12 protein-coding genes are annotated in these 11,592 nt (G+C 74.9%); 10 read left to right on the top strand and 2 right to left on the bottom strand.

Features of this window, described 5'->3' with window-relative positions; translation table 11 throughout:
• The first annotated feature begins 26 nt into the window (after positions 1 to 26).
• From LC193_RS17485 to LC193_RS17500, 4 genes are all read left to right on the top strand, one after another.
• Positions 27 to 845 carry a class I SAM-dependent methyltransferase gene (locus LC193_RS17485; RefSeq protein WP_086159097.1) on the top strand — a complete coding sequence of 273 codons (819 nt, stop codon included), beginning with the start codon at positions 27 to 29 and terminating at the stop codon, positions 843 to 845.
• A gap of 338 nt (positions 846 to 1,183) precedes the next feature.
• Positions 1,184 to 1,444 (top strand): hypothetical protein, encoded by a 261-nt coding sequence (locus LC193_RS17490; protein WP_226075304.1) that lies wholly within the window; start codon positions 1,184 to 1,186, stop codon positions 1,442 to 1,444.
• Positions 1,445 to 1,488: 44 nt separating this feature from the next.
• A complete protein-coding gene (locus LC193_RS17495; RefSeq protein WP_226075307.1) occupies positions 1,489 to 1,983 on the top strand; it encodes a hypothetical protein in 495 nt (164 codons plus the stop codon).
• Positions 1,984 to 2,207: 224 nt separating this feature from the next.
• Positions 2,208 to 2,744, top strand: a complete 537-nt coding sequence (locus LC193_RS17500) for a GNAT family N-acetyltransferase (RefSeq protein ID WP_226075309.1) — start codon at positions 2,208 to 2,210, stop codon at positions 2,742 to 2,744.
• 27 nt (positions 2,745 to 2,771) lie between these two features.
• Here LC193_RS17500 and LC193_RS17505 read toward each other — a convergent pair whose 3' ends face one another.
• Entirely contained in the window at positions 2,772 to 4,553 is a 1,782-nt protein-coding gene (locus tag LC193_RS17505) for an FAD-dependent monooxygenase (RefSeq protein ID WP_226075311.1), read from the bottom strand.
• Positions 4,554 to 4,891: 338 nt separating this feature from the next.
• On the opposite strand from LC193_RS17505, the gene LC193_RS17510 reads away from it, so the two are divergent.
• Together LC193_RS17510 and LC193_RS17515 are read left to right on the top strand one after the other, a co-directional pair.
• On the top strand, positions 4,892 to 6,217 hold the full coding sequence (locus LC193_RS17510) for a type I glutamate--ammonia ligase (RefSeq protein WP_226075312.1): 1,326 nt from the start codon (positions 4,892 to 4,894) through the stop codon (positions 6,215 to 6,217).
• 8 nt (positions 6,218 to 6,225) lie between these two features.
• Positions 6,226 to 7,356, top strand: a complete 1,131-nt coding sequence (locus LC193_RS17515; RefSeq protein ID WP_226075314.1) for an amidohydrolase family protein — start codon at positions 6,226 to 6,228, stop codon at positions 7,354 to 7,356.
• Between the two features lie 85 nt (positions 7,357 to 7,441).
• Here LC193_RS17515 and LC193_RS17520 read toward each other — a convergent pair whose 3' ends face one another.
• Entirely contained in the window at positions 7,442 to 7,882 is a 441-nt protein-coding gene (locus LC193_RS17520) for an ankyrin repeat domain-containing protein (protein ID WP_226075316.1), read from the bottom strand.
• Positions 7,883 to 7,937: 55 nt separating this feature from the next.
• On the opposite strand from LC193_RS17520, the gene LC193_RS17525 reads away from it, so the two are divergent.
• The 4 genes from LC193_RS17525 (at position 7,938) to LC193_RS17540 (ending at position 11,380) form a co-directional block, all read left to right on the top strand.
• Entirely contained in the window at positions 7,938 to 9,200 is a 1,263-nt protein-coding gene (locus LC193_RS17525) for a sensor histidine kinase (RefSeq protein ID WP_226075318.1), read from the top strand.
• A 142-nt stretch (positions 9,201 to 9,342) separates the two neighbouring features.
• A complete protein-coding gene (locus tag LC193_RS17530; RefSeq protein WP_226075320.1) occupies positions 9,343 to 9,579 on the top strand; it encodes a hypothetical protein in 237 nt (78 codons plus the stop codon).
• Positions 9,576 to 10,559, top strand: a complete 984-nt coding sequence (locus LC193_RS17535) for a serine hydrolase domain-containing protein (protein WP_226075322.1) — start codon at positions 9,576 to 9,578, stop codon at positions 10,557 to 10,559. Before LC193_RS17530 ends, LC193_RS17535 begins: the two co-directional genes overlap by 4 nt.
• A gap of 119 nt (positions 10,560 to 10,678) precedes the next feature.
• On the top strand, positions 10,679 to 11,380 hold the full coding sequence (locus LC193_RS17540) for a response regulator (protein ID WP_226075324.1): 702 nt from the start codon (positions 10,679 to 10,681) through the stop codon (positions 11,378 to 11,380).
• Positions 11,381 to 11,592 lie beyond the last annotated feature (212 nt).

Genomic DNA, 11,592 nt, shown 5'->3' on the forward strand with positions numbered 1-11,592 from the left:
ATGGCCGCGCGGGAGCGTGACCGGTCATGACGGATACCGAAAGAGTGCGGCAGATCTTCGACGACGTAGCCGATGACTACGACCAGCACGTGCCGTTTTTCCGCACGTTCGGGGCCGAGCTCGTTCGCTGGAGCGGTCTGCGGGCGGGGCTTCGCGTGCTCGACATCGGCGCGGGACGCGGTGCCGTCGCCGGCCCGGCCGCCCGCGCGGTCGGACCACGCGGGCACGTGCTCGCCATCGACAACGCCCCCGGGATGCTCGCCGCGCTCCGCCGGGACCACCCCGGGCTCCCGCAGCTGTCGACCCGTGTGCTCGACGCGCACGAACTCGACCTGCCCGACGCCTCGTTCGACATGGTGACCAGTGGCCTCACCCTCCACTTCGTCGACGACCCGGCGCGTGTGCTCGCCGGCGCGCACCGGGTGCTGCGGCCTGGCGGCCTGCTCGTGTACTCCACGCCGGGCCCGCCGCCCCCACCGCCGGAACGCGACCCGAGGTGGGACTTCCACGGCGCGCTGATCGCCGAGATGGCGGCCCGGCCGGGCGCGGGCAAACGGCCCGACCCCTTCACCCCACCGCCGAGACCCCTGGCGCGGATGTGCGCCGAAGCGGGTTTCGTCGACCCGGTGGACGGTACGGCGCACGCGACGTTCCGGTTCCGCGACCCCGGGCACTACTGGGAGTGGAGCATGTCGCACGGCTTCCGCGGGTTCGTCGAATCCCTCGGCCCCGACCTCGCCGCCGAGTTCCGCGAACGCTCCCTGGCGGGACTCGCCCGGCTCCACGCCGAGGGCGGCATCACGCTCAGCCCGTCCATCGGCCTGCACCGCGTCCGCAAACCGTAGGCCGCCCCACCCCGGCGCCCGCTGATCTGACGCGTGCCGCCGGTGGCACGCCCGCCGTGCGCCGCCACCCCGTCTCCCGGTGCCGTCGGCCGCCATCGCCGGCATGACCGGTCATGCCGGATACGCGCGCCCGACGCGTGTGCACGCGACCTTTGGGCGCTGCCGGTCGACACGACGGCCAGCGGCCGTCACTGGCCGGGCGGTCGCACCTGCGACGTGCCGTCTGGTGACCGTGCGTTGCGAGCCTCGTCACTCCGTCGACCCGGTGGTCTCTCAGTGACTGTGCGAACACGGCTACGGTATGGTCGCCAAGGGGCCTGCGGGCCGTAAGCCAGGAATTGACCGTCGACCGGGCGGAAGAGCTTCATATCTCCCCGGATCGGCTCTGGGTAGGAGCGGCGGACGACGATTTCGTCGCCCATCACCTCTCGGGGCTCTCCCTCGGAGCCGCGCCGCAGGACGAGGAGTTCGGAGCACAGCGGATGTTCGTCGACACCTCGGGGCACAGCGGCTACTGGGATGCGAACAGCAGATCGCTCGACACCATGGGGGCCATCATCGCCGGAGTCGCACCGCTCGACAGTGCGACGGGGCGGTGAGGGGGGACCGCGTGGCTGCGAGGCCGCGCAACGCAGTTGTCGTCATGGCCACGGTGCTGATGCTTGGAGGATGCGTGTCCGGAGGTAGCGACGATCGCGGGATCAACGATCCGCTTCCGCGCATGAGCGAGCCGGACGCGCAGGAATGGGTGGTCCATTGGACCGAGTCGATGGCCAGGACGGCTCGTGCGGAGATCGATCCGGAGAGCCAGCGGGTCGACTTCTCTCCGTGCGTGGGCGGGAACGACGAGGTGGTGAACGACGGCCGTTTCCACCTGCGGTATTCCGTGCGGGCGGACATCGCGCCGGAGCGGCGGGCCGAAGCCGTTCGCGACATCCGGGACGCCCTGCTGGAGCGGGGACTGGAAATCGAGGGCTACCGTTCGGACCCGACCTTGTATCCCGCGAACGCCCTGGGTGCGCGACATCCGCAGGATCAGCAGTCGGTCACCGTCGAGGACAACGGTGAGAATCAGCTGCTTCTCATCGTGCACACGCCCTGTCTGCTGCCGCCCGGCGTGGAGCAGCAGGAACTCTGATCCGCTTGCAGCCGGCCACTGGCCTCCGCGGTGTGCTGTTTACCGCCTGTGCCCGAACCTTGGGTGAGCGTCTGCCCAAGTCACAGTTCGGAAGAGGCGAGCCGAAGGCGGCTTGATCGGCAGGCGCGAGACGCCTGGGCTTCCGGCGGGCAGCAGCCGGGCGGGCGACAGGAAGCGCGCCTGGTGGTGGCCTACGGGGCAACGCCCGTGGCATGGTTGCCGGCATGTCAGTCGGCGCGGCTCCGGGCAGTGAGGTCGTCCTTGAGACGAATCGCCTGCTGCTCCGACCATTCCGGGTGGCCGAGGCTGTCGTCCTGCGCGAGCTGTGGACCGAACGCGATCCACGCGTGCCGCCGCACCGCCGCATCGACGCGGACGGACGCCCCACGGTCGCGGAACTCGTGGATACGATCCGCACCGGCCAGCTGTCGTCGATCGGGTTGTTCGCGGTCGAGCGGAAGACCTCGCACGACGTCATCGGGTACTGCGGGCTGGTCGACGGCTGGCGTGGAGCGGAAGGGGAGCCGGAACTGGCATTCGAGCTGCTGCGCCGAGTCTGGGGCCGGGGCTACGCGACCGAGGCTTCGTCGGCGGTGGTGGAATGGGCGCGTTCGTCCGGGTACGCACGTCTGTGGGCCACGGTCTGGGACTGGAACACCGCTTCCCGACGCGTGCTGGCCAAAATCGGATTCACCGAAACCGAGCGCAGGGAAGTGAACGCGCCGCACGGGACGACACTGTTCACCACGAGACGGCTCTGAGGGCCCGCTTCCGGACGCGGGTACTCGTCATCGCGTCGCCCGCCTGGCCAGCAGCGCGTCCAGCGTGCTCGCGAGCCGTTCGACCGGGTTCGCGCCGGCGGACGCGGCGCGCCAGGCCACGAACCGGTCGGGGCGCACCAGCACGGCTCCGGCCGGGCCGTGCCCGCGCCAGCGGGTCCACGTGGAACGCGGGTCGAGGTAGTCGCCGTCCAGGTGCCCGATGCGCACCGCGTCCAGCGGAAGTCCGGTGCGCGCGGCGGCCTTCTCCGCCGCCGCGCACCACGCGTGCCCGTCCTCGCCCGCGATCAGCAGGAAGCGGCCCGGGCTCAGCAGCCGTGCGACCGGCAGCCGTTCGCCGTCCGGGTCGGTCAGCCAGGCGTGCGGCAGCGGGTGTCCCGGCCGCGCGGCCGGCTGGTGTATGCGCACCGGGTCGGGGTTGTGGGGCACGGGGGTCCCGTCCGGCACCACGGCGCCCTGGTCGTACACGTAGCCGAACTCGACGCCGAGTTCGTCGAACTCCATCGACTGCGCGGCGACCGTGCGCAGGAACGCCCGCCGCGCCGCCCGGTCCTCCGGGGCGTCGCTCCACAGCCGGCGGGCCCGCCGCCAGTTCTCGGCCGGGCCGGCCTGCGGGCCGCCGCCGAAGTGGGCGTGGATGGCGAGGTGGTTGCGGGTGCTGTCCAGCGCGCGCCGCACGCCGGCGGCGGCGACCGGCCGGCGTTCCGCGGCGTAGCTCTCCAGCAGCCCTTCGCCCGCGTGGCCGTGCAGGACGGCGGCCAGTTTCCAGGTCAGGTTCTGCGCGTCGTGCATCGCCGAGGTCAGGCCGAGGCCACCGGGCGGCGGGTGCCGGTGGGCGGCGTCGCCGAGGAGGAAGACCCGGCCGTCGCGGAACCGCTCCGCGACGACGCCTTCCAGGGACCAGCGCGAGATGCCGCGCACGGTCACCGCGTCGGCCGCGGGCCCGAGCGCGGCGCGCAGGTCGGCGCGCACCGACGCCTCGTCGAGCGCACGTCCGTCGGCGGCCGGATAGTGCAGGTGGAACGCCCATTCCTCCGAGTCGGGCCCCCAGCGGCGCGGGCCGAGCGGCACCAGCACGCCGCCGGTGCCCAGGTCGGGCAGCCACAGCCAGCGGATGAGCACGTCGGGGTCACGCGCCCAGCGCGAAAGGTCGCCGGAGAGGTGGAAGGTCACCATGCGCGCCACGTCGCGCACGCCCTCGAACGCGATGCCGAGCGCAGGACCGACCGTGCGCCCCCCGTCGCAACCGAGCAGGTATCGGGCGCGCACGCGCAGCCGCGCGCCGGTGGTGTGGTCCGTGACGTCGGCGGTCACCCCGCCGGTGTCCTGCGTGAACGCGGTCAGCTCGTGGTGGAACCGGACGCGGCCGGGCGCGAGTTCCTCGGCGCGGGCCCGCAGGCGCGGTTCGAGGCGCGACTGCGGAAGGTTGGCAGGCCGCTCCGCGCTCGCGGCCCGCCACTCGGGACTGTCGCCGCCGGCGCCCCAGGACTCGATGCGCGCCACGCGGCGCCCGTGGTCGGGACTTTCGCCCGCCAGGCCGACGTACCAGGCCGAATAGGCCATCTGCGCGGCGGGGGTGCCCGTCGCGTACACGTCTTCGGCCAGGCCGATGTCGCGCATGATCTCCATGGCGCGCTGGTTCAGCAGGTGGGCCCTGGGCAGCACGGACGGCGCCGGGTCGGCGGTGACGAGCAGGGAGTCGACGCCCATGCGGCTCAGGAGCGTCGACGCGGTGAGGCCGGCGGCGCCGCCGCCGGCGATGAGAACGGGTACATCGAGGTCGTTCGTCACTGTGCGCTCCGCGAGACGTTCGGCGTGGCGTGGGCGGTGGTGGGCGTGGGTGAGACAGCGGCGATCGATGTGATCGAATCATCAGACTTGATGGACCGTCAGGTCAAGCGGGTGGGGCTCGTACGGCTGACCAGGCGATCTGGCGTTTGAATGCGTCGGCGGCCCGGGGCTTCGCGGCGCACCGGCGCCTACGACGCGCGGCTCTCGCCGCCCGCGCGACCGCTGCCGAGACGCGCGCCGTACCGCCGCCTCCGCGCGCCGGCGCGCACGCCGACGCGTCAACTTGGCGCCGCCATGGGCCGTTTGCGCGGCCCGCCGCCCCTGGGCAGGCTGCCGCCATGGAACCGACTCAGCGGGCCGTCGCCCGGCTCACCGCGGCCGGCGTGCACGGCGTCGCGCTCACCTGGGTGGACAACGCGGGCCTCACCCGCGTCAAGACCGTGCCCGCCCAGCGCCTGGCCCGCGTGGCCGACGAGGGCGTCGGCATGTCGCCCGTCTTCGACGTCTACCTGGTCGACGACTCGATGACCGGCAGCCCGCGCATCGGCGGTCCTGACGGCGACCTGCGGCTGGTGCCCGACCTGCGCGCCCTGACCCCGCTGGCCGCCCAGCCCGGCTGGGCCTGGGCGCCCGCCGACCGGTCGGAGCAGGGCGGCGCGCCCTACCCGGCGTGCCAGCGGCGGTTCGCGGCGCGCCAGGCGGAACGCGCCCTGGCCGCGCACGGCATCGAGGTGCGCATGGGCTTCGAGACCGAATGGGTCGTCACCCGGTCGGGTGAACCCGTGGGCGCGGGGCCCGCCTACGGCATGGCCCGCCTGGTCGGGCATTCCGCCTACCTCGACGACCTCGTCGTGGCCCTGACCGAGCAGGGCGTGGGGCTGCTCCAGCTGCACCCGGAGTACGCGCCGGGGCAGTTCGAGGTGTCGGTCGCGCCCAGCGGGCCCGTGGGCGCCGCCGACCTGGCCGTCCTGGTGCGCGAGACGATCCGCGCGGTGTCCGTGCGGCACGGCCTCGACGCCTCGTTCGCGCCCGTCGTCGACCCGGACGGACTCGGCAACGGACGCCACCTGCACCTCAGCCTCTGGCGCGACGGCCGCAACCTGTGCCGGGACGGCGACGGCCCGCTGGGCATGACCCGCGTGTGCGAGGCGTTCCTCTCCGGCGTCCTGCGCGAACTGCCCGCCCTGCTCGCCATCGGCGTGCCCTCGCCCGCCGGCTACCTGCGGATCAGGCCGTCGTTCTGGTCCGGCGCCCACCAGTGCTGGGGCCTGGAGAACCGCGAGGCCGCGCTGCGCTTCATCACCGGCGCACCGCAGGACCCCGGCGGCGCGAACGCCGAGGTCAAGTGCTTCGACAACGCCGCCAACCCCTACCTCGTGACCGGCGCCGTGATCGCCGCCGGGCTGGCCGGGATCGAGGCGGACCGTTCCCTTCCGCCCCCCGTCGCCGGCGACCCGGCCGCCCTTCCCGAGGCGGCCCGCCCGCCCCGGCTGCCGGAGACGCTGCCCGAGGCGCTCGGCCACTTCGAGCGCTCCGCCGTGCTGCGGGACGCGCTCGGCGAGGCGCTGCACGGCGCCATCGCGGCGGTCCGCCGGGCCGAGGCCGCGCTGTTCGAGGCCGCGACGCCGCGCGAGATCGCCGCCGCGACCCGCGACCGCTACTGAGGAGCGCCATGGACCCCCTTCCGCTGGTCGACCAGCACTGCCACGGCGTGCTGCGCGACGGGCCGCGCGACCGCGCGGGCTTCGAAGCGCTGCTCACCGAGTCGCACGCGCCGCCCGCGCCCGGCACCAGCTTCTTCGACACGCAACTCGGCTTCGCCGTGCGCCGGTGGTGCGCGCCGGTGCTCGGCCTCGAACCGCACTGCGCGCCCGACGCCTACCTCGACCGCAGGCGCGCGCTCGGCACGCCCGAGGTCACCCGCCGCCTGCTGCGCGCGGCGCGCGTGCGCACGTTCCTCGTCGACACCGGGCTGCCGGGCGACCTGCTGGCACCGGAGGAACTGGCCGCGGCCGGCGGCGGCGCGGCCCGCGAGATCGTCCGCCTCGAACCGCTCGCGGAACGGGCCGCCGCCGAGGCCCGCGGCGCGGACGCCTTCCTCGCGGCGCTCGGCGCGGCGATCGGGACGGCGGCGGGAACCGCCGCCGGGTTCAAATCGGTCGCCGCCTACCGGTACGGCCTCGACCTCGACCCGCGCCCGCCCGCGCCCGCGGAACTGTGGACCGCGGCCACCCGCTGGCTCGCCTCGGGCCGCACCGGGCGGCTGACCGACCCGGTGCTGCTGCGGCACCTGATGTGGTCGGCCGCGCGCACCGGGCTGCCGCTCCAGGTGCACACCGGGTTCGGCGACCCCGACCTGCGGCTGCACCGCGCCGACCCGCTGCTGCTGACCGACTTCCTCCGGGCCGTCGAGCCCACCGGCTGCCGCGTGGTGCTGCTGCACGGCTACCCGTTCCACCGCAACGCGGGCTACCTCGCCGCCGTGCACCCGCACGTCTACGCGGACGTCGGCCTCACCCTCGGCCACACCGGCGCCCGCGCCGAGGCGGTGCTCGCCGAGATGCTGGAGCTCGCGCCGTTCGGCAAGCTGCTGTTCTCCACGGACGCCCATGGGCTGCCCGAGCTGTACCTGACCGGCGCGCAGCTGTTCCGGCAGGCCATGGCGCGCCTGGGCACCCGCTTCACCGGCGACGGCTCCTGGTCGCGCGCCGACGCCGACCGCGTGGCCGCCCTCCTGGCCGCGGGGAACGCGCGGCGCCTCTACGGGCTCGACGACGGACTCGACGACGGACTCGACGACTGATCCGGGACCGCGCGCGGCGCGCGGCCTCGCGCGACCGGCCCCGGGCCGACCCGCCCTACGCCGACCCGCCCTACGCCGACCCGCCCTACGCCGACCCGGGCCCGTCCTGGGCCGACTCGCCGAACAGGTCGAGCAACTCGACCCGCCCGAACATCCGCGCGGTGTCGACGGCGGACGGCTGGCCGGCCGCGGGGTCGGCGCCCGCGCGGAGCAGCACGCGCACCACCTCGATCTCGCCCTTGAACACCGCGCCCGCGATCGGCGTCTGCCCCTTGTCGTTCACCCGGCTCGCGTCGGCGCCCCGGTCGAGCAGCGCCGTGACGGTGTCCGGGTGCCCGTGGTAGGCGGCCAGCATCAGCAGCGTGTCGCCCTTGTCGTTGCTCAGGTTCGGCGGAACGCCCGCGTCGACGTACGCGGCGACCGTCGCGGTGTCCCCCTGGCGGGCCAGATCGAAGATCTTGCTCGCGAGCTGAAGCACCTCGGGGTCGTGCGCGGGCTCGTTGCTCTCCGGTGCCGGGCCGGTCATGGGGACGTCCTCCAAAGTAGCGCTGTGTCTCACCAGCCTACGTACTCTGGTGGCCATGTTTGCCTCATGCGCGCAGGCGTTCCGGTGGGACCGGCCGGCGCAGCTGGCCGGCCTCGTCACGCTCGGCGATGTGGCCGCGTCGTTCCTCGTGGCCGAGGAGGGCGGCTGGAGCGCGGCGTTCGGCTCGCGCTGCCTGCTCGTGCTCGGCTGGCTCGCCGTCGCGCTGCGCCACCGCCGGCCCGTGCCGTGCGCGGCGGCTGCGCTCGCGGCGGGCACGGCGTTCTACCCGATGGCCTCGGTGGACGGCGTGTCCCCCGTGCTGCACTTCGTGATCGTCCTCTACACGGCGGCCAGGGCCGGCCATCTGGTGGCCGCGGTGGCGCTCGTGGCCGCCAGCATGCTGCTCATCGGCTGGGGCGAGTTCTCCCTGGCGCACGAGGACGGCCGCCGCGAGGTCGACAACATGGCCCTGATCCTGATCAGCGGGTGGTTCCTGAGCGCGGTGTCGTTCGGGCACGCGGCGCGGATCCGGCAGGCGTACGTGCGCGAGGTGGAGGAGCGCGTGCGCGCGGCCGAACGCGAACGGGACGTCCGCGCGCGGCAGTCGGCCATCGAGGAACGGCTGCGGATCGCGCGCGAACTGCACGACGTGCTGGGGCACAGCATCTCCCTGATCAACGTGCGGGCCGCCGCGGCCGTGCACCGCAGCGCCAAGCGGCCCGGCGAGACGGAGGAACTCGTCGACGCGCTTGAGGCCGTGCGCGCGACCAGCAAGGACGCGCTGCGCGAACTGCGCGCCACACTCGGCGTGCTGCGCCAGGTGGACGAGGAGGCGCCGACCGACCCGGCCCCCGCGGGACTTGAGCGGATCGGCGAGCTGGCGGACCGCGCCGCGGCCACCGGCCTCGACGTGCGGTGCCGGACGACCGGCGAGCCGCCGCCCGTTCCGCCGCAGATCTCCCTGGCCGCCTACCGGATCGTGCAGGAGTCGCTGACGAACGTCACCCGGCACGCGCGGGCCACCCGCGCCGACATCCGACTGGCCTTCGCGCCGGGCGAGTTGCGCGTCGACGTCACCGACGACGGCCGCGGCGCGGGCTGCGGCCCCGGCGTGCCGGGCAGCGGCATCGCGGGCATGCGGGAACGGGCGCGGGCGCTGGGCGGTGAACTGACCGCGGCCAGCACCGGTTCGGGGTTCCGGGTCGCCGCCCGGCTGCCCCTCCCGCCGCCGGCCGGGGCGGCGGAGCCCGCCGCCCCGGACGCCGCCGACGCCGCGCGGCCGGCGCGTGCGCCGGGGGCGACACTCACCCGACCGTGACCGGCGGCAGGTTGACGGCCCGCCGGGCCGACCGCGCGGCCGCCGTGCCCCCGCACGCCCCGGGCAGCGTTCGGGGGCGCGCGGCGGCCACCGCCGTCAACTTTGGTTGACCGCATGCGCGATGGTCACCTACGGTTGACGCGTGGATGGGGAACAGCTGACCGATCTCGCGGCGTCCACGGCCGACCGCGACCCGTTGGCGGGACTGAACGCCGTGGCGCGGCTGCGCGCCGAGACGGACCGCGTCGAAGCGGTGCTGGTGCGCCGCGCCCGCACCAGCGGTGCCACGTGGCCGCAGATCGCCGCCGCCCTGGGCGTTTCGAAGCAGGCGGTGCACAAGAAGTACGCGGGCCGTGGCCTGTTCGGCGGTCGGCCGTGACCGCCGGAACACACGGTGACCAGCGGCTCGTCGCCCGACTCGGTGAACTGCTCGGCCCGCGCCACCCGGTGGCCGCGGCAGCCGTGGTCACCCCCGGGGGCACGCGCGTGGCGAGCCGCGGCGCCGGCCTCGGCGCCGACTTCGAGATCGGCTCGATCGCGAAGGCCGTCACCGGGCTGCTGTACGCCGACGCGCTCGCCCGGGGCGAGATCGGCCCCGGCACGCGCCTGGGCGAACTGCTGCCACTGGGCGGCGCCCCCGCCGGGCGGGTGACGCTCCGCTCGCTGAGCACCCACAGGTCCGGCCTGCCCCGGCTCCCCGCGTCCGCGCGCCCGTGGCGGCGCACCGTCGCCCTGTGGCGGCACGGAGCCAACCCCTACGGCGAGGACCTCGAACAGCTTCTCGACCAGGCGCGCGGCGTTCCGCTGGGCAAGCCGCGCCCCCGCTACTCCAACCTCGGGTTCCAGCTTCTCGGGCACGCCCTCGCCCGCGCCGCCACGACGACCTACCCGGAGCTCGTCCGGCAGCGCGTCGCCACCCCGCTGGGCCTCGACCCCTTCTACGTCCCGAGGACGGCGGACGAGCTCGGCCCCGGGGCACTCGCGGGCAGCAGCCGAAGCGGACGGCCGCGGCAGCCCTGGACGGGTGAGGGGATCGGGCCGGCCGGCGGCATCCGGGCCTCCATCACCGGCATGGCCCGTTTCGCGGCGGCGGTGCTCGACGGCAGCGCCCCGGGCACCGCCGCACTCGACCCGGTCGCCCCGTTCGGCTCGGGCGCCCGCATCGGCGCCGCGTGGATCACGATGCCGGTGGCGGGCCGACCGGTCACCTGGCACAACGGCGGCACCGGCGGCTTCAGGTCCTGGCTCGGACTCGACCGCGCCACGGGCACCGGCGTCGCCGTCCTGTCGGCCACCGCCGCGCCGGTCGACCGCCAGGGGTTCGCGCTCCTGGCCGAGCACAGCCGCCGCGACGGCTGACGACATGATCGGGACGTCGCCAACTGTGCCTGCCTCCGAACGCGCGGTGCGCCCCCGCCCGCCCGGTGCCGCCCGTGCCCGGAGGCGGCTGCCGCGTCGGCGCGCCTACCCTGGTCGCCATGACCGCGACGCGCCCCGGGGAGCCCGGCGGAACACGAGTGAGAGTCCTGCTCGCGGACGACCAGCGGCTCGTGCGCGCCGGGTTCCGCTCGATCCTGGAGGACGAGGAGGACATCGAGGTCGTCGGGGAGGCGTCGACCGGGGTCGAGGCGGTGCGGCTGGCCGGTGAACTGCGGCCCGACATCGTGCTGATGGACATCCGGATGCCGGAGCAGGACGGGCTCGCCGCGACCGGCCTGATCGTCGGTGACCCGGCGCTCGCGCGGGTGCGGGTGGTCATCCTGACGACGTTCGACGTGGACGACTACGTCTACGGCGCGCTGCGCGCGGGCGCCTCGGGTTTCCTGGTCAAGGACACCGAGCCGATGGAACTGCTGCACGGCATCCGGGTGTGCGCCCGCGGCGACGCGCTCATCGCGCCCTCCGCGACCAGGCGGCTGATCCAGGAGTTCGCCGGGCGGGCGCGCCAACCCGACCCGAGCCCGCGCCTCAACGCCCTGACCGAACGCGAGCGCGAGGTCATGGCCCTGGTCGGCGCGGGCCTGACGAACGACGAGATCGCGCGGCGCCTCGTGGTCAGCCCGGCCACGGCGAAGACCCACGTCAGCCGCATCATGACCAAGCTGAACGTCCGCGACCGGGCGCAGCTGGTGATCCTCGCGTACGAGACCGGGATGATCACGCCCGGCTGGATGAGCTGACCCCGCCGCTCCGGGCGGACGGCACCACTCGGCGCACTCCCGCTCGTGCCCGGGCGCACTCCCGCTCGTGCTTCCGCTCACGCCGCCGCTCGCGCCCGGGCGTTCGACCCGGGGAGTACGCCTCCCCGCCCGGCGTGCGACTCCTGGGGTACGGACGGCGCCGCCCGCCGGGGGACGCGGAGGGCGGTGCCGTGGGCCGACGGTGGGTGCGG

Source organism: Streptomyces marincola (genome assembly GCF_020410765.1).
GTDB lineage: Bacteria > Actinomycetota > Actinomycetes > Streptomycetales > Streptomycetaceae > Streptomyces > Streptomyces marincola.

Bases quoted from the DNA above. Each gene is read 5' to 3' on its own strand.
- LC193_RS17520 (WP_226075316.1), bottom strand. From the start codon at position 7,882: ATGACCGGCCCGGCACCGGAGAGCAACGAGCCCGCGCACGACCCCGAG.
- LC193_RS17500 (WP_226075309.1), top strand. From the start codon at position 2,208: ATGTCAGTCGGCGCGGCTCCGGGCAGTGAGGTCGTCCTTGAGACGAAT.
- LC193_RS17510 (WP_226075312.1), top strand. From the start codon at position 4,892: ATGGAACCGACTCAGCGGGCCGTCGCCCGGCTCACCGCGGCCGGCGTG.
- LC193_RS17540 (WP_226075324.1), top strand. From the start codon at position 10,679: ATGACCGCGACGCGCCCCGGGGAGCCCGGCGGAACACGAGTGAGAGTC.
- LC193_RS17525 (WP_226075318.1), top strand. From the start codon at position 7,938: ATGTTTGCCTCATGCGCGCAGGCGTTCCGGTGGGACCGGCCGGCGCAG.
- LC193_RS17515 (WP_226075314.1), top strand. From the start codon at position 6,226: ATGGACCCCCTTCCGCTGGTCGACCAGCACTGCCACGGCGTGCTGCGC.
- LC193_RS17485 (WP_086159097.1), top strand. From the start codon at position 27: ATGACGGATACCGAAAGAGTGCGGCAGATCTTCGACGACGTAGCCGAT.
- LC193_RS17495 (WP_226075307.1), top strand. From the start codon at position 1,489: ATGGCCACGGTGCTGATGCTTGGAGGATGCGTGTCCGGAGGTAGCGAC.